Origin of the sequence: Kineococcus lubricus, assembly GCF_050871965.1 — a bacterium.
Classification (GTDB): domain Bacteria; phylum Actinomycetota; class Actinomycetes; order Actinomycetales; family Kineococcaceae; genus Kineococcus.
Window position 1 is genome coordinate 68,477 of the sequence record NZ_JBJLSK010000018.1, and the last position, 26,171, is coordinate 94,647.

Sequence of the window (26,171 nt, forward strand, 5' to 3'; positions counted from 1 at the left end):
CGCGAACCTAGGGAGCGCGCCCCAACCCCCGGCGACGCTGCCGGGAGCGGGCGGTGAACCGCCCGTGACCGCGCCGTGTCAGTGCGCGATGACGGGTGCGGCGTCGGGGTCGACGACCGGGGCGCCGGGGCGCAGCAGCAGCAGCGTCACGACGGCGCCGGCGGCGAACAGGCCCGCCGACCACCAGAACGCGGTGTGGTAGCTGGCGACGGCGGCCTGCGCGGCGTCGGCCGCGGTGGGCGCGCCGGTGACGTTCCCGGCGATCCAGTCCGCCGCCGCGCTGCCGGCGAAGGCGGACAGCAGGGCGGTCCCGATGGACCCGCCGATCTGCTGGGAGGTGTTCGCCATCGCCGAGCCGACCCCGGCGTCGGCGGCCTGCACGCCCAGCGTCGCGGTCGCCATCGCCGAGGCGAACACGAACCCGAGGCCGAGGCCGGTGACGACCAGGCCGGGCAGGATCGTCCCGGCGTAGCCGGAGTCGACCTGGATGCGGGTCAGCCAGGCCATGCCGAGCGCGGCCAGCAGCAGACCGGTGGGGGTGAGGGGTTTGGGGCCGACGCGGGGCATGAGCACCGACCCGACGACGCCGGCGGCGACCGAGATGGCCGCGATCATCGGCAGGAACCCGAGCCCGGTCTGGACGGGGGAGTACCCCAGCGTCGAGGTCATGTAGTAGGTCAGGAACAGGAAGATGCCGAACATCCCCGCGCCCACGACGGCGATGCCGAGGAGCGCGCCCCCGCGGTCGCGGTCGAGGACGACGCGCATCGGCAGCAGCGGGTGCGCGGCGCGGGTCTGCCACCAGCAGAACACCGCGAGCAGGACGAGCCCGGCGGCGAGGAAGCCCCAGGTGGTGGGGGCCGACCAGCCGTTCGACTCGGCGTTCGCCAGGCCGTAGACGACGCCGACGAGGCCGAGGACGGCCAGGGCGGTCCCGGCCCAGTCGAGGGCGGGGCGCTCGCCGGAGCGCTCGTGCTTGAGCAGCAGCGCCCCCGCGACGACGGCGACCACGGCGAGCACGACGTTGATGTAGAGGCACCAGCGCCACGACAGGTGCTCGGTGAGCAGGCCGCCGAGCAGCAGGCCGATGCCGCCGCCGGCGCCGGAGACGCCGCCGAAGATGCCGAACGCCTTGGTGCGCGCGGCGGGGTCGGTGAAGGTGGTGGTCAGCAGGGACAGCGCGGCGGGGGCCAGCAGCGCACCGGAGACGCCCTGCAGGGCGCGGGCGGCGATGAGGACCTCGAAGCTCTGCGCGGCGCCGCCGAGGGCGGAGGCCAGGCCGAAGCCGACGAGGCCGACGAGGAACGTGGGCTTGCGGCCCAGCAGGTCGGACAGGCGCCCGCCGAGCAGCAGCAGGCTGCCGAAGGCGAGGGCGTAGGAGGTGACGACCCACTGGCGGTCCTCGTCGGAGAACCCGAGCGCGTGCTGGGCGGTGGGCAGCGCGATGTTCACGATGGTGGCGTCGAGGACGACCATCAGCTGGGCCAGCGACAGGACGGCCAGGACGACCCACTGCGCCCGTCCGGTGGTGGGGCCGGGTGCGGTGTGCCGGCCCTCGGGGCTGGTGCGCGGGCGGGGGGTGCGGCTCCCGGTGGGGCCGGTCGCGTCGAGGGGCGCGAGGTGCCGGCCCTGCTCGGTGCTGCTCATCCTGGACTGTCCTCCACTCAGCGGAGACGACTTCTCCGCTTCTGTGTCCAGGGTAGCAGCGGAAACGGAGGTGCCACCTCCTCTTGATGGGTACGATGGGCCGGTGACCACCCTCGAGGCGCCGGAGCCGCGACCGCTGCGGCGCGACGCCGAGCGCAACCGCCAGCGGATCCTCGCCGCGGCCGTCGAGGTCTTCGCCGACCGCGGCCTGGCCGCCACCCTCGACGACGTCGCCCACCACGCCGGCCTGGGCGTGGGCACCGTCTACCGCCGCTTCGCCGACAAGGACGCCCTCGTCGAGGCGCTGTTCGAGGAGCGCATCCGCGACCTCGTCGGTCTGGCCGAGACCGCCTGCGCCGCGACCGACCCGTGGGCGGGGTTCGTCGGTTACCTGGAGGCCGCGAGCGCCCGGATGGCCACCGACCGCGGCCTGCGCGAGGCGGTCCTGACCCCCCGGCACGGGCAGGTCGGGGTCACGCTGGCCCGGGCCGAGCTCGGCCCCCGCGTCGAACGGCTCACCGCCCGCTGCCGCGACGCCGGCGTCCTGCGCCCCGACGTCGCCGGCACCGACGTCGCCACCCTCCTGCACGCCGTCCAGGCCGCCGCGGACATCGGCGGCGCCGCCAGCCCGCAGCACTGGCGCCGCACGCTGGGTCTCCTGCTGGACGGCCTGACCCCCGCCCGGACCACCCACCACCCGCTGCCCGGGGCGCCGCTGTCGGACGACGAGCTGCACGAGGCCCTGAGCCCGAGGCGGCGCGCCGGGGGCCGCTGACCCCTCAGGCCTTCCAGCCGCCGTCGGAGGACAGCAGCTGACCGTTGATCCAGCCGCCCTGCTCCGAGAGCAGGAACGCCACGAGGTTCGCGGTGTCCCGCGGCGTGCCGAGCCGGCCCAGCGGGTTGCGGGCCAGCCCGCTCGCGCGGACCTCCTCGTCCATCCAGCCGGTGTCGATCGGCCCGGGGTTGACCACGTTCGCGGTGATCCGCTGGTCCTGCAGCTCCCGCGCGGCCGCCAGGACGATCCGGTCCAGCGCCCCCTTGCTCGCGCCGTAGGGCAGGTTGTGGACGGTGTGGTCGCTGGTGAGGGCCACGATCCGCCCGGCGCCCGGGGCGGCGCGCAGGCGCCGGGAGAACTCCGCGATGAGCAGCCACGGGGCCCGCGCGTTGACCGCGACGTGCCGGTCGAAGCTCTCGACCGTGGTGTCCAGGATCGAGGAGTCCACCGACTCGCAGTGGCACAGCACCAGCGCCGTCACGGGCCCCAGCGCGGCCTCGACCTCGTCGAACAGCCGCGCGGGAGCCGCGGGGTCGGCCAGGTCGGCGGGGACGGCGACCGTGCGGGCCCCGGCCTCGCGCAGCTGCGCGTGCACGTGGCCGGGGTCGTCGGGTTGCCGGCCCCACGGCATCCGGTCGTCGTAGGGGGTCCAGTGGCTCGTCGCGACGTCCCAGCCGTCGTGGGCCAGCCGGGTCGCGATGCCGGCCCCGATGCCGACCCGTCGTCCGACCCCCGTCACGAGCACCACCGGTCGCGTCACGCCCCCACTGTGGACGACGTCGCCGGTGGCCCGCGAGGGGTTTCCCTACTGCTGGTAGTGCTCGACCTCGCTGACGGGCCGCGCCTCGGCGTCGTCGGGGTCCTGCCCGGCGGCGCGGCGGGCGTCGCGCTGGCGCAGCAGGTCCCAGCACTGGTCGAGGGCCTCCTCGGCGGCCCGCAGCTGGGCGTGCTCCTCCTCGGCGCTCAGCTCACCGGCCGCCAGCGCCTCGCGCAGGCGGTGCTCGGTGGCGACCAGGTCGTTGATCTGACGGTGGATGTCGCGCTCGTCCATGGCGGCATCCTGCTCCGCGCCGCGCCGGAGCGCGCGACCGGGTCCGGGACGCAGGATCAGGGGCCCGGGAGCAGGGGTTCGGGAGTTGACCGGACTCACCTCGCGCGCCGCGGCGCGGCCACTAGCATCCGCTGCGTGCCACCACCCGATCAGCAGGTCGACGACGACGTCGAAGCCGTGCTCGCGGGATCCCGTGCCGTCGTGGGCATCAGCGTCCGTTCCCTCGCGGGCGCCATGGAATCCCTCACCCTGCAGCAGTACCGCGTCCTGGTGCTGATCTGCTCCCGCGGCCCGTTGCGCAGCGGTGCGCTGGCCGCCGCCATCGGCGTCCACCCCTCCACGTTCACCCGCGCCGTCGACCGGCTGGTCGCGGCCGGGTGGGTCACCCGCGAGGACAACCCCGACACCCGCCGGGAGGTGCTCGTCGCCCCGACCGCGCGGGCGCGGGTCCTCGTGGCGGAGGTGCTGGAGCGCCGCCGCGCGGAGTTCGAGGCCGTGCTGTCCCGGATGAGCCCGCAGGACCGGGCCGCCGTGGGCGAGGGGTTCGCCCGGTTCGCGCGGGCCGTGGGCGACGCCGACCTGCCCGAGGCGGCGACGCTGGGGTACCCGGCCTGACGGTCCGGTTCAGGCGTCGCCGACGGTCAGGGCCTGCGCCTGCGCCGGGGAGCCCGCGGCGGGGCCGTCGTGCCCGACGGCGAGGTGCCGGCGTCCGGCGAGCAGGACGAGGAGCCCGGCGAGCACGCCGACGGCCCCGAGCGCGAACGGGGACCAGTCGGTGAACACCTCGCCGAGCTCGCCCGCGGCCCAGGCCGCGATCGCCCCGCCGAGGAACCGGACGAAGGAGTAGGCCGCCGACGCCGTCGCGCGCGGGACGGGGGAGACCTCCATGACGAGCTCGGTGACGATCGTGTTGTTCACGCCCAGGGGGATCCCGGCGACGACGGTGCCGACGACGAGGACGGCCTGCGAGTGGACGAACACGGCCTCGACGGCGAGGACGAGCGCGAACGCGGCCAGCACCCCGGCGACGACGGGCGCGGCCCCGAACCGGTGCCGCAGCCGCGGGGCGAGGACGACGGAGGCGAGCGCGAGGCAGACGCCCCAGCCGAAGAACACGAGCCCGAGGTGGACGGGGGAGGTGATGCCGAGCGCGAACGGCGTGTAGGCCAGGAGGGTGAAGAACCCGACGTTGTAGAGGAACGCCGTGATCGCGACGGTGCGCAGACCGGGGTGCCGCAGCGCCCGGACGGGGTCCTTGACGGAGGTGCGCACGGCCGGTCGCGGGGTGGTGGGCAGCAGGGTGGCGATGGCGACGAACGCGACGGCCATGAGGGCGGCGGTGCCGAAGAACGGCCCGCGCCAGGAGACCTCGCCGAGCAGGCCGCCCAGGAGGGGGCCGGTGGCGATGCCCAGGCCGAGGGCGGCCTCGTAGAGGATGATCGCGGCGGCGGTGCCGCCGCTGGCCGCGCCGACGATGGTCGCGAGGGCGGTGGCGATGAACAGCGAGTTCCCCAGGCCCCAGCCGGCGCGGAAGCCGACGATCTGGCCGATGGACCCGGCGGACCCGGCGAGGGCGGCGAAGACGACGATGAGCGCCAGCCCGGCCATGAGCGTCTTCTTGGCCCCGAAGCGGCTGGAGACCCAGCCGGTCAGCAGCATCGCCAGGCCGGTGATGCCGAGGTAGGAGGTGAACAGCAGCAGCGTCTGGGCCTTGGTGGCGCCGAGCTGGCCGGCGATGGCGGGCAGGATCGGGTCGACGAGGCCGATGCCCATGAAGGAGACGACGGCCGCGAAGGCGACGGCCCACACGGCGACGGGTTGCTTCAGCAGGCTCGGCTCCCTATTTAGTTGCATAGGGACACTATAAATCCGTCCGACCGCGCGGACAACGCGACACGGGGCCGCGGGACGTGGTGAGCTTGAGCGGTGAGTGACGAACGGGCGACGGACAGCCACGCTGATGCGGACCGGCGGCGGCGCGTCGACCGGCGCACCACGATCGACCTGACCCGCGCCGAGCGCGGCGAACCCGAACGCCGCCGCCTGCCCGGCGTCGACCGCCGCGACAACGACGACTCCGTCGGCGCCGACCGGGACGACCCGGACCGCTGACCCGGCCGCCGACCCGGCGGCCGGGTCAGGACAGCGCGCTGAAGGCCTCGACGTCGCGGATCTGGCCCGAGACGATGATCACGTCGTCGGCGGCCAGGACGGTCTCCGGGGTGGCGTACGTGAACCCGTCGCCCGCCTTGTGGTGCGCCACGACCGTCACCCGGTAGGTGCTGCGCAGCTTCACCTGGCCCAGGCTCTTGCCCACGATGGGCGTCGGCGGCGTGGTCTTGACCATGGCGTAGCCGTCGTCGAACTCGATGTAGTCGAGCATCCGGCCCCGGACGAGGTGCGCGACGCGCAACCCCATCTCGTGCTCGGGGCGGATCACCTTGTGCGCGCCCAGCTGCGTCAGGATCCGCGCGTGCGACTCGCTGATCGCCTTGGCCCACACGTTGCGGATGCCGAACTGCAGCAACGTCGAGACCGTCAGGATGCTCGCCTCGAGGTTCGTCCCGATGCCCACCACGGCCCGGTCGAACTCGTGCACCGACAGCTGACGCAACGCCTCCTCGCGGGTGGAGTCGGCGACCACGGCGTGCGTCAGGGACCCCGCGAGCTCGTCGACGAGCTGGGGGTCGTTGTCGATGCCGAGGACGTCGACCTGACCGTCCTCCATGAGCTCCAGGGCCAGGGAGCGGCCGAACCGGCCCAGGCCGATGACGACCACCGACCGCGGGCTCGCCAGAGCCGAGCGCTTGCTACCCAATGATCGGCCTTCCTTCCGGGTAGTCGTACAGCCGCGTGCGTTCACGCAGCGCCAGCGCCGCACCGAGCGTGATGGGCCCGATCCGGCCGAGGAACATGAGCAGGGCCAGGATGACCTGCCCGGCGTCCGGCAGCTGCACCAGCAGGCCCGAGCTCAGACCCACCGTCGCGAACGACGACACCACCTCGAACACCACCATGTCGAGCGGGGCGCGGGTCATCTCCACCAGCACGATCGTCGCGACGACCACCACGCCCACCGAGGCCAGCGCCACCGTCAGGGCCTGCCGGACGACGCGGTCGGAGACGCGGCGGTGGAACAGGGTGACGGTGGCCTCCCCGCGGAACTCGGCGTAGACGGCCACGGCGAGCAGCGCGAACGTCGTCACCTTGATCCCGCCGGCCGTCGACGCCGACCCGCCCCCGATGAACATCAGCACGTCCATGACGAGCCAGGACCCGCCGTTCATCTGCGTGATGTCGATGGAGTTGAAGCCGGAGCTGCGCGTCGCGGAGGCTTGGAACAACCCCGCCAGCGGCCGGGCCCACCAGTCCAGCGCACCCAGCGTGGCCGGGTTGCGCCACTCGTTGATCGTCAGGAAGAAGGTGCCGACGACCAGCAGGGGCACGGTCGTGACCAGCGTCAGCCGCGTGTGCAGCGACCAGCGCTGCGGGGACCGGAACTGCTTGCGCAGCTCCAGCAGCACCGGGAAGCCCAGACCGCCGAGGAAGGAGGCCGCCACCACCGGCAGGCACATCCAGGGGTCGGCGACGAAGGCGGTCATGCTGTCCGAGCGCAGCGCGAAGCCTGCGTTGTTGAAGGACGAGACCGCCAGGAAGACGCCCTCCCAGGCCGCCGCCGGGAGGCTGCGGTCGTACCCGAGGAGCAGGCGGGAGGTCAGCAGCACGGCCGTCACCAGCTCGACGACGACGGAGACGCGCACGACGCCGAGCAGGACGCTGCGGACGTCGCCGAGGTCGAGGCCGCGCGACTCGGTCGCGGTGAGCATCCGCGAGCGCAGGCCCAGCCGGCGGGAGGCGAACACGCCCAGCAGGGACGCCGACGTCATGATCCCGAAGCCGCCGACCTGGGCCAGCGCCAGGATGACGACGAGGCCGAAGGTGGACCAGTGCTCACGGGTGTCGACGACGACGTGCCCCGTGACGCACAACGCGCTGACCGCGGTGAACAGGGCGTCGACGGACGCCGCCGCGCCCGCGCCGCGGCGGGCCACCGGCAGCGACAGCAGCGCGGTCCCGAGCAGGACGGCGGCGGTGAACCCCAGCGCGACGACCTGGGCGGGGTGCCGCACCACGAGCGGGCGGCGCCGGGCCCGGACCTGCTCCACGTACGGCCTCCGGCGGTGCGTCTTCGGGGACGACGCGATCACGCCGACCGGATCAGGCTACCGAGGGCCGGGGGGACGGGCGGCCCGGTTCAGTCGACCTCGGGGACCTCCAGCAGGTCCAGCAGGTCGTCGCGGCCGAAGAACCGGGCCGACTCCAGGGCGTTGGGGGACCCCAGGTAGGGGTCGGCGTCGGCGGCGACGAGGGCGGCCACGACCTCCAGCTCGCCCTTGAACACCGCGCCCGTCAGCGGGGTCTGGCCCCGGGCGTTCGTGCGGTCGGGGTCGGCCCCGCGCTCGAGCAGGGCCAGGACCGTGCGCGGGTGGCCGTGGTAGGCGGCGAGCATCACCAGGGAGTTGCCGTCGCGGTCGGTGGAGTTCACCGGGATCCCCAGGTCCAGGTAGCCGCACAGCTCGCGGACCCGGCCGTTGCGGGCGTGCTCGAAGACCCGGTGGGCCAGTTCGAGGGCCCGCGCCTCGCCGTCGTCGGCAGGACCCGCGGGCTCGGTGGTCGAGCCGTCCGGCAGGTCCTCCCGGTTCCCGGTCACCGCGCCAGCGTAGGTCCGGGGCGCTCGCGGGCGCACCCCGGTGACGTGTCCCGGCTCAGGGACGCTCCAAGATTGCACCCACAGTCACCATTGCGCCACTGAGAGCAGCCAAATAGGCGCGGGAGACCTCGTACACCGCGTGCCCCGCGTTCGAGATGACGAACGGCTCGTCCTCCTCGTACGCCAGCACCGCCTGCAGCGCCCGCCCCGCCGCACCGCGCCGGCTCACCAGCGCCGTCCGCACCGACTGCGCCACGCCCGTGGTCGCCACCAGCTCCTCGTCGGCCATCCCCAGCACGCTCGCCAGCCCCGACAGCAGCCCCACCGTGTACCCCAGGTCCGCGTCGTCGTCGGCCAGCCGCGACACCGCCGCCGCCCGCGTCAGCACCATCGTCAAGGACTCGGTGTCCACCGTCGTCACCCCGCCGAGCAGCATCAGCACCACCCACGAGCACAGCTGCCGGGGACCCAGCAGGACGATCGCCTGCCGCAACGACCGGATCTCCCCGCGCGCGCCGTGCGCCACCGAGGACACCGTCCTCAGCACCCGCAGGCTCAGCGCCGGGTCGGAGGCCACCAGCTCCTCGATCTCCCGGATCGGGGCCTCGGCCCCCGTCAGCGCCCGCACCAGCCGCAGGCACACCAGCTGCGACGGCGTCAGGCTCACCACCTCCAGCGTCACCGGCCGCTGCAGCCCGTACCCCTGGAACAGGTCGGCGCCCGCCTCCAGGCACCGGGCGAACATCGCGTCGTCCTCGATGCGCTCCACGACCACCAGGGCCGACGGGGCGTGCTCGCGGGCCACCGCCAGGACGCGCTCGAAGTCCTCCCCCGACGCCTCCAGGTCGATCTTCACGTAGTCGGCCAGCGCCAGCGCCGGCAGCCGCGACTCCTCGCCGTTGAAGTCGTCCACGGCGATCCGGTACCCCAGCTCCCGCAACCGGGCCAGGCCCGCCAGGACCTCCTCGTCGACGACCACGTTCTCCAGCAGCTCCAGCACCACCTGCTGCGGGGAGCACGGCATCGGCAGCTCGCCGGTGAAGAACGGGCGGGTCAGGTTGAGGAACAGCAGCCGGTCACCCGCGATCTGCTCGACGCCGAAGTCGCCGAAGGTCGCGCTGATGACCTGCGACGTCGCGTGGTCCTGCTCGGAGCCCTCCGCCAGCTGCGCGCTGGTGCCGCCGTGGTTGCGGAACAGCAGCTCGTACGCGACCAGGGCGCGGTCGGCGTCGTAGATGCCCTGCCGGCCCACCCGGACCGGTGCGAGCGCACCCACGTCCTCCCCCCGGGGGGAGTCGCCGCGCGCGGCCGGGGGCGCGCTGGAGGCCGGGCGCGCTCCCGCGCCCCCCTCGTCGGTCCTCACCGCAGCTGCCACCCCCGTGACAACGGCGTCCGCGGCCCGCACCTGAAGCGTTCGCCCCCGCGCACTGGGCCGAACGGGGAGCTCAGACCCTCGTGCGGTGGAAGTGCAGCGCCGAACGGCTCGGCGTGGGCCCCCGCTGCCCCTGGTAGCGCGAGCCCGAGGCGTCGCTGCCGTACGGGTCCTGCGCGGGGGAGGACAGCTGGAAGAAGCACAGCTGGCCGATCTTCATCCCCGGCCACAGCGTGATCGGCAGCGTCGCGACGTTCGACAGCTCCAGCGTCACGTGGCCCGAGAAGCCCGCGTCGATGAACCCGGCCGTCGAGTGCGTCAGCAGCCCCAGCCGGCCCAGGCTGCTCTTGCCCTCCAGCCGCGCCGAGATGTCGTCGGGCAGCGACACGACCTCGTACGTCGAGCCCAGCACGAACTCGCCCGGGTGCAGGATGAACGCCTCGTCCGGTGCCGTCTCGACCAGGCGGGTCAGGTCGGGCTGCTCCTGCGCCGGGTCGATGACCGAGTACTTGTGGTTGTCGAAGAGGCGGAAGAAGCGGTCCAGCCGCACGTCGACGCTGCTGGGCTGGACCATCGACGGGTCGAACGGCTCCAGCCCGACGCGGCCGGACTCGAGCTGGGCGCGGATGTCGCGGTCGGAGAGCAGCACGGGCGTGAGGGTACCGCCGGTGCGAGCACCCCCCGGGGTCCGGTACAGTGGTCCCGCTCCTGCTCGCAGGGGTGCGCGGGTGTAGTTCAATGGTAGAACTTCAGCTTCCCAAGCTGATAGTGCGAGTTCGATTCTCGTCACCCGCTCCGCCCGAAGGCCCCGGTCCGCTGGACCGGGGCCTTCGTCGTGTGCGGGGTCCGGCGCAACCGTGCCCGCTACGTGCCCGTAGGGCGTGCGGTGAGGACGGCGGGCACGTCGGAGCGCGCCACCAGCAGAGCGTGCAGGTCCCGGTCCAGCATGGCGGCGAGTCGCAGACAGTCGGCGTACGCCTGCTCCGGGCTCACCCGGCGGTTCTGCCCGGACAGCGGGAAGCCGTTGACGAGGGGCTCGTGGTGGGCGACGCGGTTGCGCAGGTCGTTGATGCGCGACACGACGGCCAGGGCGTAGGCCCGCTCCCACCGCAGGCCATCCGCACGGGCCTGCGCCTTGCCGCCGGGGAACGCCTTGTCCAGGACGCCGCGCCACAGGACCTCGTAGTCGCTGCGGACGCGACGGGGAGGCCGGCCGACGTGGTCGCCCTTGTCGAGCAGACCCCGCCAGAAGCCGAACATGCACTGCGCGACGACCCGGCCAGGTGTCTTCTCGCCGCTGATCCGGCTCCAGGCCTCGGCGAGCTGCCGGGAGGAGCGGTCGTCCAGAGGCACCGACAGGTCGGCGAACCACTCGGCTCCCCACCGCGACGTCAGGCGGGCGTTCATCGCGTTGCGCAGTGCGACCTCCAGCAGGGCCAGGTCGGCGAGGAAGGCCACCGACAGCCGGCGGTCCCACAGGTAGAGGTCCAGCGCCCCGGACTCGCTACCGCCAGCGGCGGTGAGGTAGGTGCCCAACCGGACGGGGGAGATGGAGCGCGTCAACGCCGCGACCTGCTCGGCCGACAGGTCCACTGGACGCTTCCCTTCGTGCGGGGTTACCTTGGTCGGGCAGTCCCCGGCGTACGCCTCTGTCGAACTCGAGTCGGCACGCAGCCGGGGTTTTTTCTTGCCCGCAGTCCGGCAGCTGCCACGGGGTCGTCGACTGTCACGCGCTGCCGTCGAGGTCGACGAGCGAGCGCAGCATCGTGGCATCGGCTCGCTGATCCGGATCGGCGTGCTCCCCGGAGAAGGTGATGCCGGCTGCGGTGAGCACGTCGGTCACGGAGTCGGTGCGCGACGGATCGCTCCACGTGAACCCGGGGCTGACCGTGCCCCTCGCCCGCAGCACCCGCCACGGCCCTGTGCACTGCCGACAGCTGGAGACGTGCGCGCCGACAGCCATCGCACCGCTGCCGATGACGGTCGCCAGGTCTCCGTACGTCGTCCACCGGTTCGGCGGAAGCGCCTTCAGGATCGCGTGCAGGTCGGACCAGTCCCGTCCCTGGTCCCGGACCTCGCTGGACAGGTCGACGAGGTTCCGGCCCGCCAGGACCGACCAGTCCTGGCCGTTGGCCGCTGGGACGTCCTGCTCGTCAGCGACGACCCACCACGTCGTCCCCTGGATGCCGGTGAGGTCCCGGTCCAGGACCTGCCGGCACACCTCCTCAGCCAGTCCCGTCGCGCTGTAGGACACCGCGTCCTTGTCCCACGTCAACGGCTTGGCCGTGTTGTTGCGCCACCGGACCCGGAGGCGAGCGGGCTCCTCAGCGGCCCACGTCGCGATGGCGGTGCGTTGCTCCTCGGTGACACCGCTGCCCGGTTCGAGGAGGAGAACGGTGCCATCAGGGAGGACGCCGGTCTCCACGATCGAGTGGACGGCGTTCTTGGCTCGTGACCGTTGCTCCGCCTTCTGGATCACCGTGGCGGCTTCTTCCCGCGCGGGGGCGAGCGTGAACTCCTCCACCTCCGGGGTCGGGTACAGCTTGGTGAAGCCCGCCACCAGCTGCTCCCCGACCCGCCACAACCTGACCTGGACCAGGTCGATGTCGATGCTCATCTCGGACAGCCACACGACGCTGTGCGTCACCTGCTTGGGGAAGGACGACGCCAGCAGGACCAGACGGGGACGGCGCAGGACCTCCGGCACGAGCTCACCGTCCACGTGGGCGAGCAACCGGTCCCGTGCCGTCTCGACGCCGACCAGTTCCCCCCGACGGGTCAGGAAGTCGCTGTGGGCCGCCGCGAGGGTGTCGAGGGTGAACCTGGACACCAGCGCCGCGTAGGTGATGGCCTGCAGGTGGATGTTCCGCTCCGCGCTGCCACGCTTCAGCTCTGCGACGACGAGGCGGCCCGAGGCGTCGATGCCGAGGACGTCGAGACGGTCGCGTGCGCTGGTGCCGTCGCTCTCCGAGGCCCACCGGTCGTACTCCGCCGTCACGACGAGCACGTCATCGCCCAGCACCTGCGGGTGACTGATGACCCACTCCTGCAGGTGCTGCCGCTCGTGCAGGTTCTCCGCCGGCAGGTCGGTGTCCACCGCGGGCGTCGCCGCGCTGCCGTCGACGACGAACAAGTGGTCCATCGGAGTGCCCCTCTCGGCGATCTGCGCCGCAGCGTATCCGTGGGGGTCGTCGATCACGGCCAGCGGTCGAGGTCGGTGACGGTCCACCAGGACGTCGCTCAGTGCTTCACGCGGTGACCTCACCGCGTTCCGGGCCCACCGAGGACCTCAGGCTCGTCAGCCGGGCCGCACCGCTCGGGAGAGCCCACCCGTTCAGCACTCGTCACCCGCTCCGCCCGAAGGCCCCGGTCCGCTGGACCGGGGCCTTCGTCGTGCCGGTGCGCTCAGCGGGTGCCCTCCGGGCCGTCGTCGGCCGGGACGGCGTCCGCGGCGTCCTCCTCGCTGATCCGCACCCCCGCCGTCGGGTCGCCCTGCCCGGTGCCGTCGGCCGCGTCGTCGGCCAGGCCCAGGGGGTCCTGCGGGTCGCGCGCCGGGCTCGGCAGCGGGCCCGAGCCCGACGCCCGCGCGTTCTCCCGGCTGCCGTGCTCCTGCACGGCCCGCACCTCGGCGTTGTCCCGCGGGTCCACGTGGTCGCTGCTCTGCTCGCTCATCCGGCCACTGTGCGGCCGCGCGCCACCGGCCGCGCGGTGGGACCGGCCCGCCCGTAGGGTCGGGCGCAGCCGACGGTGGCGTCGGCGACGAGGCAGACGGGGGAGTGGCGTGCGCGTCCTGTTCATCGGTGGCACCGGGATCATCAGCTCGGCCTGCGCCGACCTCGCGGTCCGCTCCGGGATCGACCTCACCGTCCTGAACCGCGGCACGGGCCGGCGCCCGCTGCCGGAGGGGGCGCGGTCGCTGACCGCCGACGTCCGCGACCCCGCCGCCGTCCGGGAGGCGCTGCGCGGGGAGGAGTTCGACGCCGTCGTCGACTTCGTGGCGTTCACCCCCGACCACGTCGCCGCCGACGTCGAGCTGTTCAGCGGCCGCACCGGGCAGTACGTGTTCGTCTCCAGCGCCAGCGCCTACGCCAAACCCGTCGCGCACCTGCCGATCACCGAGTCGACGCCGCTGCGCAACCCGTTCTGGGCGTACTCGCGCGACAAGATCGCCTGCGAGGACCTGCTGGCGCGCGCGTGGCGCGACACGGGGTTCCCCGCGTTCGTCGTCCGGCCCAGCCACACCTACGACCGGACCAGCATCCCCCTCGACGGCGGCTGGACCGCGATCGACCGGCTGCGCCGGGGGAAGCCCGTCGTCGTCCACGGCGACGGCACCTCCACGTGGGTCCTCACCCACCACACCGACTTCGCGCGCGGGTTCGTCCCCCTGCTCGGCGAGCCCGCCACGATCGGGGACGTCGTGCACCTGACCGGCGACGAGGTCCTCACCTGGGACGGGATCACCCGTCGCCTCGCGGCGGCCGCCGGGGTCCCCGACCCCCGGATCGTCCACGTCCCCAGCGACGTCCTGGCCCGGGAGGCCCCCGAGCGGGGCCCGAGCCTGCTGGGGGACAAGGCGCACTCGGTGGTCTTCGACAACACCAAGCTGAAGAGGTTCGTGCCGGGCTTCGCGGCCACGACGACGTTCGCGCGAGGGGCGCGGGAGATCGTCGCGCACCACGACGCGCACCCGGACCTGCAGGTCGTCGACCCCGTCGTCGACGCCCTGCAGGACCGGCTGGTGGAGCGGTTCGGCTAGCCCTTGAAGGCGTCCTTGAGGTGCTCGCCGCGCTGCTTGAGGTCGGCCGCGGCCTGGTCCTTCTGACCCTCGCGGCGCAGGGCCTCGTCGTCCTTCGCGCCGCCGGCGGCTTCCTTCGCCTTCCCGGCGAGGTCCTGCGCGGCGTTCCCGATCTTGTCGCTGGCGCTCATCGTTCCTCCAACCCTCGCGACCGGGGGTCTCCCGGTGCGGTCCCACTGCACCACCGCGGCGCGGGGACCGCACCCGGAGCGGTCAGGCGTTGGCCTTCGTCCCGCCGTCGTCCCCGGGCCCCAGCCCGGGGGGCAGCTCGCCGAAGCTCTTGCGGTACCAGACCGCGGCCTGGCGCTCCACGACCAGCCGGGTGACGCCGATGATGGCGCCGGAGGCCAGCGCCCAGATGACGGCCTCCCGCCACGCCACGTCCGGGTCCTCCGGGTTGTCCGGCGGCGGCGACTTGGTCACCGCGACCCACACCTTCTTCGTGACGCGGCTCGCGACAGCGGTCGCGAGGAAGCCGGCACCCGGGCCGACGAACTTCCAGACGAACGAGCTCATGGCCCCGACCCTGCCCTACAGCAGGTCCAGGAGCCAGCCCAGGAGGGGGGTCAGCGCGGCGGCGCTGCCCAGGAGCACCGCGAGGACGACGACGAGCGTCATCAGCTTCACCGCCCGCGAGGGCCCACCGTCCGGTCCGCGCATCATCCTCAGCACACCCCCCATCCTCCCAGCCCCGCCCGCCGCCCCCGCGGCCGAGGACCCCCGGGGCGGGAGGGGGGTAAGGTCGCCCCACACGACAGGGGAGCGCCGTGGGGCGCTGAGAGTGCGGGTTTCCGCAGACCCTCGAACCTGATCCGGTTCAGACCGGCGTAGGGAGTCGGGACGTCCTCGACGCGCGGCCGCGGTGGCGGCGCGTCCCCCTCCTGGACCCAGGAGGAACGATGAGCAGCACCGTCAGCCGCGCCCGCAGCACCCACCGCTGGCGCACCGTCGACCTCGTCACCGCCGCCGTCCTCGGCGTCGCGTTCGGCGTCGTGTTCTGGGGCTGGGGCGTCCTGTACGCCGTCCTCACCCCGGTCTTCACCGCCGTCCCGTTCCTGCAGAGCCTGCTCAGCGGCGTGTGGCTGCTGCCGGCCGTCGTCGCGGCCCTGGTCGTGCGCCGGCCCGGGGCGGCGCTGCTCGCCGAGCTCGTCGCCGCCACCGTCGAGGCCCTGCTCGGCAGCCACTGGGGCTTCGGCGTGCTGATCTCCGGCGCGATCCAGGGCGTCGGCGTCGAGCTCGCGTTCGCGCTGTTCGCCTGGCGCGCCGCCGGCCCGGTCGTCGCCGTCCTCGGCGGGGTGCTGGCCGCCGTCCTGGAGGGCGTCTACGAGCTGTTCGCCTACTACGCCGGGACGTGGACCCTCGGGTTCCAGGTCGTCTACGTCGCCTGCTTCGCCGTCTCCGGCGCGCTGATCGCCGGGCTCGGCGGCTGGGCCCTGGTCCGAGCCCTGGCCCGCACCGGGGCGCTGGCCTCCTTCGCCGCGGGCCGCGAGCACCGTGGCTGACCTGACCCTGCGCGGCCTCACGGTCACCAGCGGGGACCGGACGCTGGTGCGCGACGTCGACCTCGACGTCGCCGCCGGGGAGCGGGTCCTGCTCGTCGGGCCCAGCGGGGCGGGCAAGTCGACCGTCCTGCGGGCCCTGGCCGGGCTCCTGGACGACCAGGTCGACGCCGTCGGCGACGTCCGGCTCGACGGCCGCGCCGCCGCCCCCGGCGAGATCGGCCTGCTCGTGCAGGACCCGCTGGACGCGGTCGTGGCCGAGACCGCCGGGCGGGACACCGCCTTCGGCCCCGAGAACGCCGGGCTCGACCGCGCCGCGACGTGGCGCCGGGTGGCCCGCGCGCACCGCGCCGCCCGCTTCACCGCCGGCCGCGACCGCGAGGTCGCGACCCTGTCCGGCGGTGAGCGGCAGCGGCTGGCGCTGGCCGGGACGCTGGCCGCCGACCCGGCGGTCCTGCTGCTGGACGAACCCACCTCGATGCTCGACGCCCCCACCGCGGCAGCCGTCCGCGCCGCGGTGCTCGACGCCGTGCGCGACCCGGCCCGCACCCGCAGCCTCGTCGTCGTCGACCACGACCTCGCCGGGTGGGCCCCGCACGTCGACCGCGTCGTCGTCCTGGGCGCCGACGGCCGCGTCGCCGCCGACGGCCCGCCCGCCACGACCCGCACCGGCGACGACCTGTGGTGGCCCGGGCGGGGCGCGCCGGACCCCGTCGACGTCCCCGCCGGGCTCCTGGCCCCCGTCCTGGCCGTGAGCGGGGACGCGCTGCGGGGCGAGGGGCTGGGCCTGGTCAGCACCCGGCGGTCGCTGCGCCCCCGGCCGCCGGTGACGGTCCTGGCCGGGGTGGACGTCCGCCTGCCCGCCGGGGCGCTCACCCCCGTCACCGGCGACAGCGGGTCCGGCAAGTCCAGCCTGCTGCGCGTCCTGGCCGGGCTGGTCCGCCCCACCGGGCGGTTGCTGGCGGCCTCCGAGCTGGCCGGGGCCCGCGGCCGGCGCGCCCCGCACGCGTGGACCTCGGCCGAGCTCGCCGCCCGCACCGGGTGGGTGCCGCAGTTCCCCGAGCACACGTTCGTGGCCGCCACCGTGGCCGAGGAGGTCGACGTCACCGCGCGCGTCCTGGGCCGCGGCACCGCGCGCGGGCGGGCCCTGCTGGACCTGCTGGGCCTGGCCGGTCACGCCCACGTCAACCCGTTCCGCCTCTCCGGCGGCGAGCAGCGCCGGCTGGCGCTTGCGAGCGCGCTGGCCGCCGGCCCGGCGGTGCTGCTGGCGGACGAGCCGACGGTGGGTCAGGACCGCGGGACGTGGGCCGTGGTCACGGGGCTGCTGGCGGCCGCGGCGCGGGACGGGGCTGCGGTGGCGGTGAGCACGCACGACGAGCGGCTGGTGGGCGGCGCGCGCGGGGTGCACCTGCGGGCGGGCACGACGGCGGCCCGGGGGGAGGCGGCGTGAACGGCCCGACGCCCGGGACCGTCCCCACCCCCGTCCACACGCCTGTCCACAGCGCTGTGCACAGCGGTGTGGACGAACCTGTGGGAACCGCCCCCGGGGGTGTGGACGACGCGGTCCCGCCGACGGCGGCCGAGCGCCGCGGCGCCGGTCCGGGGCCGCTCGTGCGGCACTGCGGACCGCTGTCGCTGCTCGTGGTCGGCGTGCTCTGCGCGGTCGGCGCGTTCGCCGTGCAGGAGTGGTGGCAGGCCGCCGGAGCCCTCGCGGTGCAACTGCTCTGCCTGCCACTGGTCGCCGCCGGCGTCCGGCCGCTGCTGCGCCGGCTGGTGCCCACGGGCCTGGCGGCGCTGTCGGTGGGCTGGTCCACGGTCCTGGCCGGTGACGCCGCCGACCCCCTGTGGACGGCGCTGACGGCGGCCCTGCGCCTCGTCGTCCTCGTCCTGCCGGGTCTGGTGCTGCTGAGCTGGGTCGACCCGGCCGAGGCGGGGGACCACCTGGCGCAGCGGTGGCGCGTCCCGGCCCGCGTGGTGGTCTCCGCGGTCGTCGCGCTGGGCCGCCTGGACGCCCTGGCCGACTCCTGGGACCAGATCGCCGCCGCCCGCCGGGTGCGGGGGCTGGGTCCGGGCCGGGGCCCGGTGAGCCGCGCGCGGTGGGCCGGGTCGACGGCGTTCGGCCTGCTGGTGGACGCGGTGCGCCGCGCCGGGCGGGTGTCGGTGGCGATGGACGCGCGCGGTTTCGCGGCGGAGTCGGCGGGGCGGCGCAGCTGGGCGCTGCCGGCGCCGTGGCGGCGGGCGGACACCGTGCTGGTGGTGGCCGGGACGGCGGTGGCGGCCGTCCCGGCCCTGCTGCGCGCGGTGTCCTGAGGCGGGTGCTCAGCCCCGGGGCAGCGGCCACACGTCGGCGAGCATCCCGCCCCGGGCGGTGTGCCGGTGCCCGGCGGGGGAGTCGAGGACCACGAGCAGCTCGTCGTCGCCGGTGACGGCGATGCCCTCGGGGTGGTCCTCGCCCTGCCCGTGCGGCAGGTCCAGGACGACGGGCAGCTCGTCGGCGCGCACGACGTCGGCGGCCTCCACGACGCACCCGCCGACCCAGCGGTGCACGCGGACGGGCCCGGACAGGCCCATCGAGGGGCCGGTCAGGACGAGCAGGTCGTCGCCGTCGGGGCACAGGTCGCGGATGCCCAGGCCGCGCAGGTCCAGAAGGTGCGCGCGGTAGGCCGAACCGTCCTCGAACTCCTCCAGCACCAGGCGGCCGGGGTGCTTGCGGTGGGTCCGCGGCCGCAGTTCCAGCAGCACCGCCCAGCCGCGCAGCACGGGGCCGCGCAGGCCCACGTAGAGGCGGGTGCCGTGCTCGGAGCGGTGGACGGCGATGCCCTCGACGTCGAGGCCGTTGTCCTTGGAGGGGATCGACAGGAAGGGGCCGACGAGGTCGTCGTCGCGCAGGTGCCGGGTGAGGTCGTCGTCGTGGGCGCCGAGGACGGCGGCGGTCAGGGTCTGCCCGTCGACCTCGACCTCGCGGGCCGGCAGCCCGGTCGCGGGGTCCACGGGCATCCGCACGAGGACGAACCGGTTGTCCTCGCGCACGACGCGGGACAGGCGCTTGCGGGCCTTGTCGTCGGGGTCCCCGGGGCGGATCCGCTTGCGCTTGAGGCTGTGCGACCCGATCGCCCACAGCCAGGGGCCGCTGCGGGCCAGGCCCTCGACGTCGGCCTCGTCGCCGTGCGCGCCGGGCAGGTCGACGAGGTCGGCCAGCGCGACGGTGACCTGGTGGTCGTAGGAGGTCACCACCCCGTCGGTGGTGACGGCGGTGAGTCGCTCGACGGTTGCGGTCTCGTCGCCGGCGACCCACAGGTGGGGTCCGTCGGTGCGGACGGCGGAGAGGTTAACGTGCGTCCCGCCCGCCCGGGAGGCGTCGTCGAAGTGCAGGGGCACGCGTCGGGTCGGTTCCACCCCTGGGGAGCGTAGGGGGTCCCCGCCCGGGGCGGGGAACAACCGGGCCCTTTCGTGAGTTGAGCCCATCAGACTCAAGTTCGACGCACTCCCGCTTGACAGACGCGGAGCGGTCGGCGAACTTGAGTGGAGAACGCTCAACAGTCGCTCGGGAGGGCATCAACCATGGCACGTGCGGTCGGCATCGACCTCGGGACCACCAACTCCGTCGTCTCCGTCCTCGAAGGCGGGGAACCGACGGTCATCGCGAACGCCGAGGGCGGCCGCACCACGCCGTCCGTCGTCGCGTTCGCCAAGAACGGCGAGGTGCTCGTCGGCGAGATCGCCAAGCGCCAGGCCGTCACCAACGTCGACCGCACCATCCGGTCGGTCAAGCGCCACGTCGGCACCGACTGGAACGTCGCGATCGACGACAAGAAGTACACCCCGCAGGAGATCTCCGCCCGGGTGCTGCAGAAGCTCAAGCGCGACGCCGAGAGCTACCTCGGCGAAGCCGTGACCGACGCCGTCATCACGGTCCCCGCGTACTTCTCCGACTCCCAGCGCCAGGCGACGAAGGAGGCCGGCGAGATCGCGGGCCTGAACGTCCTGCGCATCATCAACGAGCCCACCGCGGCCGCCCTCGCCTACGGCCTGGAGAAGGGCAAGGAGGACGAGCTCATCCTCGTCTTCGACCTCGGCGGCGGCACCTTCGACGTCTCCCTGCTCGAGGTCGGCAAGGACGAGGACGGTTTCTCCACCATCCAGGTCCGCGCCACCTCCGGCGACAACCACCTCGGTGGTGACGACTGGGACCAGCGGATCGTCGACCACCTGCTCAAGAAGGTCCAGGGCGCCTACGGCATCGACCTGTCCAAGGACAAGATCGCCATGCAGCGCCTGCGCGAGTCCGCCGAGCAAGCCAAGAAGGAGCTGTCGACGGCCACCAGCACCGGCATCTCCCTGCAGTACCTGTCGATGACCGAGAACGGCCCCGTCCACCTGGACGAGCAGCTCACCCGCGCCCAGTTCGAGCAGATGACGCAGGACCTGCTGGACCGCACCAAGAAGCCGTTCCACGACGTCATCCGCGACGCCGACGTCAAGCTCGCCGACATCCACCACGTCGTCCTCGTCGGTGGTTCCACCCGCATGCCCGCGGTGACGAACGTCGTCAAGGAGCTGACCGGCGGCAAGGAACCCAACAAGGGCGTGAACCCGGACGAGGTCGTCGCCATCGGCGCCGCCCTGCAGGCCGGTGTCCTCAAGGGCGAGCGCAAGGACGTCCTGCTCATCGACGTCACCCCGCTGTCCCTGGGCATCGAGACCAAGGGCGGGATCATGACCAAGCTCATCGAGCGCAACACGGCCATCCCGACCAAGCGCTCGGAGGTCTTCACGACCGCCGACGACAACCAGCCCTCGGTGCTCATCCAGGTGTTCCAGGGCGAGCGCGAACTGGCCCGCGACAACAAGCCGCTGGGCACGTTCGAGCTCACCGGCATCGCCCCCGCCCCCCGCGGCGTCCCGCAGGTCGAGGTCACCTTCGACATCGACGCCAACGGCATCGTGCACGTGAACGCGAAGGACCGCGGCACGGGCAAGGAGCAGTCGATGACCATCTCCGGCGGCAGCGCGCTGTCGAAGGAGGACATCGAGCGGATGGTCAAGGACGCCGAGCAGCACGCCAACGAGGACAAGCAGCGCCGCGAGGAGGCCGAGGCCCGCAACCAGGCCGAGGCGCTCGTCTACCAGACCGAGAAGTTCGTCGCGGACAACTCCGACAAGCTGCCCGAGGACGGCAAGGCCAAGGTCGAAGCCGCTGTGGCGGAGCTGAAGACGGCCCTGAACGGCACCGACGCGGCCGAGATCAAGGCCAAGTCCGACGCCGTCGCGCAGGCCTCCCAGGAACTCGGGTCGGCCCTGTACGCCGCCCAGCAGTCCGAGGGCGCGGCCTCCGGTGACGCCGGCTCGGCGGGCCCCGACTTCACCAAGCCCTCCTCCAGCGACGAGGACGTGGTGGACGCCGAGGTCGTCGACGACGAGAAGGACAAGTGATGTCGGAGGAGTTCTCCGAACCCGCGGTCATCAGGGACAACCGCCGCATCGACCCCGAGACGGGCCAGGTGCGCGGGGAGACCACGCCGCAGGAACCGGCGCAGACCCCGGCGCAGCCCACGGTCGGCGGCCCGGACGACGGCGCCGACACCTACGGGGCGGACGCCGAGCTCGGCGCCGCGCAGACCCTCGCGGCCGAGCGCCTCGAGGAGCTGCAGCGGCTGAACGCCGAGTACGTCAACTACAAGAAGCGCGTCGACCGCGACCGCGACGTCGCCAAGAACGCGGCGCTCGCGGGCGTGGCCGAGGCGCTGCTGCCGGTCCTCGACGACATCCACCTGTCCCGCGAGCACGGCGACCTCACCGGCCCGTTCGTGGCGATCGCGGACAAGCTGGAGGCGACGCTCACGCGGTTCGGGCTCGAGCGGTACGGCCGGGACGGCGAGCCGTTCGACCCGGCCGTGCACGAGGCCCTCATGCACAGCCACTCCGACGAGTACGAGGTGGCGACGTGCGTGAAGGTGCTGCAGCCGGGGTACCGGTTCGGCGAGCGGGTGCTGCGCCCGGCGCGCGTCGCCGTCGCCGACCCGCAGGGATGAGTTCCAGCAGTTCCGAGGGAGGGGGGCACCGATGAGCATGCAGGACTGGGCCGAGAAGGACTTCTACGCGATCCTCGGCGTCCCCCACGACGCCGACGCGGCCGAGATCAAGAAGGCCTACCGCAAGAAGGCCCGCACGCTGCACCCGGACGCCAACCCGGGTGACGCCCGGGCCGAGCAGCAGTTCAAGGAGGTCGGGGAGGCCTACTCGGTCCTGTCCGACCCCGAGCAGCGCCAGCAGTACGACGGCGTCCGCGCCATGGTCGGCGGCGGTGCCCGGTTCTCCTCCGGGGGAGCCGGCGGCGCCGGCGGCGGCGCGGGGTTCGAGGACCTGCTCGGCGGGCTGTTCGGCCAGGGTCGCGGCCCGGCCCCCGGGGGTGTGCGGTTCGGCACCCCCGGCGGTTCCGGCGGCGGTTTCGAGGACCTGCTCGGGGGGTTGTTCAACCAGGGCGGGGCCGGCGGGGGTTTCCCCGGCGGTTTCGGCGGCCCGCAGACGTCGTCGGCGCGCGGGCAGGACCTCGACGCCTCGGCGCGGGTCTCGTTCCGCGACGCCCTGGAGGGCAAGACGGTCTCCCTGCGGGTCCCGGACCCGCGCGGCGGCCCACCCCGCACCGTCAACGCGCGCCTGCCCCAGGGCGTGCGCGACGGCCAGAAGGTGCGGCTGCGCGGCCAGGGGCTGCCCGGGGCCGGCGGCAACGGCGACCTGCTGGTCACCGTGCACGTCGAACCGCACCCGGTGTTCCGCCGGGACGGCGACGACCTGCGGATGACGCTGCCGGTGTCCTTCGACGAGGCCGTGCTCGGCGCCACCGTGGAGGTCCCCACCCTCGACGGCGCGACCGTGCGGGTGAAGGTCCCGGCGGGCACGCCCTCGGGGCGGTCCCTGCGGCTCAAGGGCCGCGGGGTGAAGCGGTCCCGCTCCACCGACGAACGGGGCGACCTGTTCGTCACCGTGGAGGTCGTCGTCCCGCAGCGGGTCGACGGCGCGGTGCGCGAGGCCGTCGAGGCCTTCGCGAAGGCCACCGCCGGGCACGACCCGCGCGCCGGGCTCGCCGACCGGGCCCGCAGCTGACCGACGCACGACCCGGAAGGGCGGGAGGAGGACGAGCGTGTACCAGGACGACGACCCGTTGTTCGTCATCTCGGTGGCGGCCGATCTCGCGGGCATGCACCCGCAGACGTTGCGGCAGTACGACCGCCTCGGCCTCGTCTCGCCCAGCCGGGCCCGCGGCCGCGGCCGCCGCTACTCGGCGCGGGACATCGCCCAGCTGCGCGAGGTGCAGCGGCTGTCCCAGGAGGACGGCGTGAACCTCGCCGGCATCAAGCGGATCATGGACCTGGAGAACCAGGTCCTCGCCCTCGGCCAGCGGGTCGAGGAGCTCGAGGGCGAGATCGCCCACGTCCGCCAGCAGGCCCGCCGCATCTTCGCCGCGGGCGTCGCCGGGGACATCGTCGCGACCCCGCTGGGGCGGCGGCCGGAGTCGCAGCGCTCCACGGCGCTGGTGGTCTGGCGGCCCGACCGCACCCGCTGAACCCGCCGCGCCCGGTCCCGCAGGGGGCCGGGCGCTGCGCGTTCAGACCCGCGACAGCCCCCGCTCCCCGACCCGGGCCAGCGGTCCGGCGGCCTTGACCGAGACCCGCACCGTGGGGCGGTCGGTGTAGGTCACGGGGGTCTCGAGCACGTCCACGACCGCCACCGCCAGCGGGTCGGCCCCCGCCTGGATCGCCTTGGCCGTCGCGGCCTCCGCGGCGTCCTCGACGGCCCGGTCGCGGTCCTCGAGGGCGGCGATCCGGTCGGCGCGGCCCCCGGCCAGCGAGATCGCCGCGCCCACCGCGTTGGCGACGTCCCCGTGGTCGGGGCGGACGACCGGGCCCAGCCCCGGCAGGTGGTCCGGCACCAGGAACGCGCCGCCGCCGACGACGACCAGCGGGATGTCCGTGCGGCCGAACGACAGCCGCTCCACGGCGTCGGCCAGCCGGGTCCGGGCCAGTTCCAGCCCGTCCCGCAGCGCCTGCTGCACGGACGGCGGCTGGGCGGGCAGCGTCAGCCCGGTGACCGGGGCGCCGGCCAGGACCGCCGCGTCGGTCAGGGTGGGGGTGCTGCCGCCGAACGACAGGCCCTCGCGGGTGATCCGGTACCCGACCGACCCCGGCCCGACGGTCCCGGTCGCGGGGTCGACGATCGTGCCGCCGCCGACGCCCAGGCTCAGGACGTCCGGCATGCGGAAGTTCGTGCGCACCCCGCCGATCTCGCGCGGCAGCGTGGACTCGCGGGGGAAACCCTTGACCAGGACGCCGAGGTCGGACGTCGTCCCGCCCACGTCGACGACGATGGCGTCCTGGGTCCCGGACAGGAACGCGGCCCCCCGGATGGAGTTCGCCGGTCCCGAGCCGATGGTCAGGACGGGGTACTGCGCGGTGTGGTCCAGGGACATCAGGGTGCCGTCGTTCTGGGCGAAGAACGTCTGCGCGTCCAGCCCCTCCTCGGCCACGACGGTGACCAGGGCCTGCGTCACCGACCGCGCCACGCTGTGCAGGGCGGCGTTCAGGATGGTCGCGTTCTCCCGTTCCAGCAGACCCGTCGGGCCGATGTCCTGGCTGAGGAACACGCGGGTGCCCGCCCCGCGGTGCGCGCGGACGAGTTCGGCGACCTCGAACTCCTGGTCGGGGGAGGACGGGCTGAAGATGCCGGTGACCGCGACCGCGTCGAACTCGCCCACCTCGTCCAGGAACCGCAGCACCGCGTCCCGGTCCAGGGGCGCGATGGGGGTCCCGTCGACCATGTGCCCGCCGCGGACCATCGCCGAACCGGCCAGCACCAGCCGGGACAGGTCCTGCGGCCAGCCCAGCAGCGGCGGGTACTCGGTGGCCGCGGGGGCGCCCAGGCGCAGGGCCGCCACCCGGTCCAGCTGCTGGCGGCCGACGATCGCGTTCGTCGCGTGCGTCGTGCCGAGCATGACGCGCGAGACCCGGGAGCGGTCCTCGCCGACGGCGGCCAGCACCGAGGCGATGCCGGCCCGGATGCCGCCGGTGACGTCGGCGGTGGTGGGCTGCTTGGTGCGGGCCAGCACCGCCCCGTCGGCGTCGATGACGACGGCGTCGGTGTTCGTGCCGCCGACGTCGACACCGATGGACAGGTCGCGTGCACTCATCGGGTGCCTCCTTCGAACGGGGTGTAGGGCAGGTCGTAGCCGAACGCCTGCGGCCCGGCCAGTTCCAGGCCGCGCGCCGAGCGCCAGATCGGGTCCGCGGCCCAGGCGAGCACGCAGACCCGCTGCCCGAACCGCAGCATCTCCGTGGTGATGGCGTGGCCCGTCTCGGAGTCGATGACGGTGACGTTGTCGGGGACGCTCACCACGACCTCGCCGTCCTCCAGGACCACGAGGTTCTCGTTCTGCAGTTCCAGCCGCTGCAACCGCCCGCGGTCCTCCCCGGTGCCGGAGATCGTCACCGAACCCCGCGAGAAACCTCCCTCGGTCCGCCGGTCCAGGTCGGTGATCTTCCCGGTGAGCAGGATGGAACCCCCGAGCTCGGCGGCGACGGCCCGCACGGGGTCGGGGGAGGACAGCAGGGCGTGACCGACCCGGACGGCGGCGCTGACGGTTCCCTCCACCACCGCGCCGCGGACCGTCTCTGCCGTCATCGGGTAGTGCGCCCCGAGGCAGATGGACCCGCTGGCGATGGTCAGCGCGCGGGCGTGCCGTTCCAGCCAGTGCAGGTCGACGGTCCGCAGGACCGAGACGTTGCCGACGACGTCGGACAGCACGGCGAACTCGCACGGCAACCCGGCCACGTTCATCGACACCATGGCGGCGTCGGGGAACGCGCGGCCCATGCCGTCGGCGTCCAGGAGCTTCAGACCCAGCCGGGAGGCCCAGCCGACCGGCCCGACGCCGTTGCTGCCGCCGATCTCGGCGGCCATCAGCGTCGTCACCGGCCGGCCCAGGACCCGTTCGGACTCGCGCACCAGGGTTTCGACCTGGTGGGCCGCGGACAGCATCTCGATGCCCACCGTGGGGGCGCCGATGCCGGACAGCAGGATCACCTGGTCCTGCGGGCCGAGGTCGTCGACGCTCACGAGGGGGACGGGGCCGCGCTCGCGGAGCGCGTGCTCGGCGACCATCTGCGAGGTGTGGACGGCGCCGCCGCCGCCGGTGCCGAAGATCGCCGTCCCGGCGGCGAGGGCGGGGACGTCGGCGGCGGTCAGCGCCGTGAGCCGGTCGCGCCCCGGGGCGTCGAGGAGGCTGTGCATGTCGTCACCGTAGGCGGCACCCTCCAGCGGCACC

At 74.1% G+C, this 26,171-nt stretch carries 29 protein-coding genes, 1 tRNA gene and 1 riboswitch; of the genes, 12 read left to right on the forward strand and 18 right to left on the reverse strand.

Annotation, left to right across the window (positions count from 1 at the left end; all coding sequences use genetic code 11):
- Positions 1 to 78: 78 nt before the first annotated feature.
- Complete coding sequence (locus ACRYRX_RS15050) at positions 79 to 1,647, reverse strand: MFS transporter (RefSeq protein ID WP_432513013.1); 1,569 nt, start codon at positions 1,645 to 1,647, stop codon at positions 79 to 81.
- A 103-nt stretch (positions 1,648 to 1,750) separates the two neighbouring features.
- Between ACRYRX_RS15050 and ACRYRX_RS15055 the strand changes: the two genes are divergently transcribed.
- Complete coding sequence (locus ACRYRX_RS15055) at positions 1,751 to 2,422, forward strand: TetR/AcrR family transcriptional regulator (RefSeq protein ID WP_432513014.1); 672 nt, start codon at positions 1,751 to 1,753, stop codon at positions 2,420 to 2,422.
- 4 nt (positions 2,423 to 2,426) lie between these two features.
- Here ACRYRX_RS15055 and ACRYRX_RS15060 read toward each other — a convergent pair whose 3' ends face one another.
- Positions 2,427 to 3,182: an SDR family oxidoreductase gene (locus ACRYRX_RS15060; protein ID WP_432513015.1), complete on the reverse strand. Its 756-nt coding sequence runs from the start codon at positions 3,180 to 3,182 to the stop codon at positions 2,427 to 2,429.
- A gap of 45 nt (positions 3,183 to 3,227) precedes the next feature.
- On the reverse strand, positions 3,228 to 3,473 hold the full coding sequence (locus ACRYRX_RS15065; RefSeq protein ID WP_432513017.1) for a DUF2630 family protein: 246 nt from the start codon (positions 3,471 to 3,473) through the stop codon (positions 3,228 to 3,230).
- Positions 3,474 to 3,608: 135 nt separating this feature from the next.
- Here ACRYRX_RS15065 and ACRYRX_RS15070 point away from each other — a divergent pair, with 135 nt between their 5' ends.
- Positions 3,609 to 4,088: a MarR family winged helix-turn-helix transcriptional regulator gene (locus tag ACRYRX_RS15070; protein WP_432513019.1), complete on the forward strand. Its 480-nt coding sequence runs from the start codon at positions 3,609 to 3,611 to the stop codon at positions 4,086 to 4,088.
- Positions 4,089 to 4,097: 9 nt separating this feature from the next.
- Here ACRYRX_RS15070 and ACRYRX_RS15075 read toward each other — a convergent pair whose 3' ends face one another.
- Positions 4,098 to 5,327, reverse strand: coding sequence for an MFS transporter (locus ACRYRX_RS15075; RefSeq protein WP_432513020.1), 1,230 nt, complete (start codon positions 5,325 to 5,327; stop codon positions 4,098 to 4,100).
- A 72-nt stretch (positions 5,328 to 5,399) separates the two neighbouring features.
- Here ACRYRX_RS15075 and ACRYRX_RS15080 point away from each other — a divergent pair, with 72 nt between their 5' ends.
- Positions 5,400 to 5,585, forward strand: coding sequence for a hypothetical protein (locus tag ACRYRX_RS15080; protein WP_432513022.1), 186 nt, complete (start codon positions 5,400 to 5,402; stop codon positions 5,583 to 5,585).
- 25 nt (positions 5,586 to 5,610) lie between these two features.
- Here ACRYRX_RS15080 and ACRYRX_RS15085 read toward each other — a convergent pair whose 3' ends face one another.
- The 5 genes from ACRYRX_RS15085 to dcd form a co-directional block, all read right to left on the reverse strand.
- The gene (locus ACRYRX_RS15085) at positions 5,611 to 6,252 is read right to left on the reverse strand and encodes a potassium channel family protein (protein WP_432513023.1); all 642 of its coding nucleotides are present in this window, start codon (positions 6,250 to 6,252) and stop codon (positions 5,611 to 5,613) included.
- Between the two features lie 31 nt (positions 6,253 to 6,283).
- Positions 6,284 to 7,681 (reverse strand): TrkH family potassium uptake protein, encoded by a 1,398-nt coding sequence (locus tag ACRYRX_RS15090; RefSeq protein WP_432513025.1) that lies wholly within the window; start codon positions 7,679 to 7,681, stop codon positions 6,284 to 6,286.
- Positions 7,682 to 7,728: 47 nt separating this feature from the next.
- Entirely contained in the window at positions 7,729 to 8,184 is a 456-nt protein-coding gene (locus ACRYRX_RS15095) for an ankyrin repeat domain-containing protein (protein WP_432513026.1), read from the reverse strand.
- A gap of 55 nt (positions 8,185 to 8,239) precedes the next feature.
- A complete protein-coding gene (locus ACRYRX_RS15100; RefSeq protein WP_432513028.1) occupies positions 8,240 to 9,547 on the reverse strand; it encodes an EAL and HDOD domain-containing protein in 1,308 nt (435 codons plus the stop codon).
- 82 nt (positions 9,548 to 9,629) lie between these two features.
- Entirely contained in the window at positions 9,630 to 10,205 is a 576-nt protein-coding gene (dcd, locus tag ACRYRX_RS15105; protein WP_432513029.1) for a dCTP deaminase, read from the reverse strand.
- A gap of 75 nt (positions 10,206 to 10,280) precedes the next feature.
- Between dcd and ACRYRX_RS15110 the strand changes: the two genes are divergently transcribed.
- Positions 10,281 to 10,351 (forward strand) — tRNA-Gly (locus ACRYRX_RS15110).
- A gap of 69 nt (positions 10,352 to 10,420) precedes the next feature.
- On the opposite strand, the gene ACRYRX_RS15115 is transcribed toward ACRYRX_RS15110, so the two are convergent.
- The 3 genes from ACRYRX_RS15115 to ACRYRX_RS15125 form a co-directional block, all read right to left on the reverse strand.
- On the reverse strand, positions 10,421 to 11,149 hold the full coding sequence (locus ACRYRX_RS15115) for a hypothetical protein (protein WP_432513030.1): 729 nt from the start codon (positions 11,147 to 11,149) through the stop codon (positions 10,421 to 10,423).
- Positions 11,150 to 11,282: 133 nt separating this feature from the next.
- Entirely contained in the window at positions 11,283 to 12,698 is a 1,416-nt protein-coding gene (locus tag ACRYRX_RS15120) for a DNA-binding protein (RefSeq protein ID WP_432513031.1), read from the reverse strand.
- Between the two features lie 263 nt (positions 12,699 to 12,961).
- Positions 12,962 to 13,228: a hypothetical protein gene (locus tag ACRYRX_RS15125; protein ID WP_432513033.1), complete on the reverse strand. Its 267-nt coding sequence runs from the start codon at positions 13,226 to 13,228 to the stop codon at positions 12,962 to 12,964.
- 109 nt (positions 13,229 to 13,337) lie between these two features.
- Here ACRYRX_RS15125 and ACRYRX_RS15130 point away from each other — a divergent pair, with 109 nt between their 5' ends.
- Positions 13,338 to 14,315: an NAD-dependent epimerase/dehydratase family protein gene (locus ACRYRX_RS15130; RefSeq protein WP_432513035.1), complete on the forward strand. Its 978-nt coding sequence runs from the start codon at positions 13,338 to 13,340 to the stop codon at positions 14,313 to 14,315.
- Here ACRYRX_RS15130 and ACRYRX_RS15135 read toward each other — a convergent pair.
- The 3 genes from ACRYRX_RS15135 to ACRYRX_RS15145 all read right to left on the reverse strand — a co-directional run bounded on the left by ACRYRX_RS15135 (position 14,312) and on the right by ACRYRX_RS15145 (position 15,026).
- A complete protein-coding gene (locus ACRYRX_RS15135) occupies positions 14,312 to 14,485 on the reverse strand; it encodes a CsbD family protein (RefSeq protein WP_432513036.1) in 174 nt (57 codons plus the stop codon). The two genes, ACRYRX_RS15130 and ACRYRX_RS15135, sit on opposite strands and share 4 nt — an antisense overlap.
- An 82-nt stretch (positions 14,486 to 14,567) precedes the next feature.
- A complete protein-coding gene (locus tag ACRYRX_RS15140) occupies positions 14,568 to 14,870 on the reverse strand; it encodes a DUF4235 domain-containing protein (RefSeq protein ID WP_432513038.1) in 303 nt (100 codons plus the stop codon).
- 15 nt (positions 14,871 to 14,885) lie between these two features.
- Positions 14,886 to 15,026: a hypothetical protein gene (locus ACRYRX_RS15145; protein ID WP_432513040.1), complete on the reverse strand. Its 141-nt coding sequence runs from the start codon at positions 15,024 to 15,026 to the stop codon at positions 14,886 to 14,888.
- 74 nt (positions 15,027 to 15,100) lie between these two features.
- Positions 15,101 to 15,205: riboswitch (TPP riboswitch) on the forward strand.
- 48 nt (positions 15,206 to 15,253) lie between these two features.
- Between ACRYRX_RS15145 and ACRYRX_RS15150 the strand changes: the two genes are divergently transcribed.
- From ACRYRX_RS15150 to ACRYRX_RS15160, 3 genes are all read left to right on the forward strand, one after another.
- Positions 15,254 to 15,856, forward strand: a complete 603-nt coding sequence (locus ACRYRX_RS15150) for an ECF transporter S component (protein ID WP_432513041.1) — start codon at positions 15,254 to 15,256, stop codon at positions 15,854 to 15,856.
- The gene (locus tag ACRYRX_RS15155) at positions 15,849 to 17,303 is read left to right on the forward strand and encodes an ATP-binding cassette domain-containing protein (RefSeq protein ID WP_432513043.1); all 1,455 of its coding nucleotides are present in this window, start codon (positions 15,849 to 15,851) and stop codon (positions 17,301 to 17,303) included. Before ACRYRX_RS15150 ends, ACRYRX_RS15155 begins: the two co-directional genes overlap by 8 nt.
- Positions 17,304 to 17,383: 80 nt before the next feature.
- On the forward strand, positions 17,384 to 18,163 hold the full coding sequence (locus tag ACRYRX_RS15160) for an energy-coupling factor transporter transmembrane component T family protein (RefSeq protein ID WP_432513044.1): 780 nt from the start codon (positions 17,384 to 17,386) through the stop codon (positions 18,161 to 18,163).
- A 9-nt stretch (positions 18,164 to 18,172) separates the two neighbouring features.
- Here ACRYRX_RS15160 and ACRYRX_RS15165 read toward each other — a convergent pair whose 3' ends face one another.
- Positions 18,173 to 19,249, reverse strand: coding sequence for a DUF3616 domain-containing protein (locus ACRYRX_RS15165; protein ID WP_432513045.1), 1,077 nt, complete (start codon positions 19,247 to 19,249; stop codon positions 18,173 to 18,175).
- A gap of 165 nt (positions 19,250 to 19,414) precedes the next feature.
- Here ACRYRX_RS15165 and dnaK point away from each other — a divergent pair, with 165 nt between their 5' ends.
- The 4 genes from dnaK to ACRYRX_RS15185 are packed head-to-tail and all read left to right on the forward strand — an operon-like array spanning position 19,415 to position 23,417.
- Complete coding sequence (gene dnaK / locus ACRYRX_RS15170) at positions 19,415 to 21,286, forward strand: molecular chaperone DnaK (RefSeq protein ID WP_432513047.1); 1,872 nt, start codon at positions 19,415 to 19,417, stop codon at positions 21,284 to 21,286.
- A complete protein-coding gene (grpE, locus tag ACRYRX_RS15175; RefSeq protein ID WP_432513048.1) occupies positions 21,286 to 21,885 on the forward strand; it encodes a nucleotide exchange factor GrpE in 600 nt (199 codons plus the stop codon). The genes dnaK and grpE overlap by 1 nt, the downstream gene beginning before the upstream one ends.
- 31 nt (positions 21,886 to 21,916) lie before the next feature.
- Positions 21,917 to 22,957 carry a DnaJ C-terminal domain-containing protein gene (locus tag ACRYRX_RS15180; RefSeq protein ID WP_432513050.1) on the forward strand — a complete coding sequence of 347 codons (1,041 nt, stop codon included), beginning with the start codon at positions 21,917 to 21,919 and terminating at the stop codon, positions 22,955 to 22,957.
- Positions 22,958 to 22,994: 37 nt separating this feature from the next.
- On the forward strand, positions 22,995 to 23,417 hold the full coding sequence (locus ACRYRX_RS15185) for a heat shock protein transcriptional repressor HspR (protein ID WP_432513051.1): 423 nt from the start codon (positions 22,995 to 22,997) through the stop codon (positions 23,415 to 23,417).
- A gap of 42 nt (positions 23,418 to 23,459) precedes the next feature.
- Here the strand turns inward: ACRYRX_RS15185 and ACRYRX_RS15190 are convergent, their stop codons facing one another.
- A complete protein-coding gene (locus ACRYRX_RS15190) occupies positions 23,460 to 25,037 on the reverse strand; it encodes a hydantoinase/oxoprolinase N-terminal domain-containing protein (RefSeq protein ID WP_432513053.1) in 1,578 nt (525 codons plus the stop codon).
- Positions 25,034 to 26,137: a DUF917 domain-containing protein gene (locus tag ACRYRX_RS15195; RefSeq protein WP_432513054.1), complete on the reverse strand. Its 1,104-nt coding sequence runs from the start codon at positions 26,135 to 26,137 to the stop codon at positions 25,034 to 25,036. Before ACRYRX_RS15195 ends, ACRYRX_RS15190 begins: the two co-directional genes overlap by 4 nt.
- Between the last annotated feature and the right edge of the window lie 34 nt (positions 26,138 to 26,171).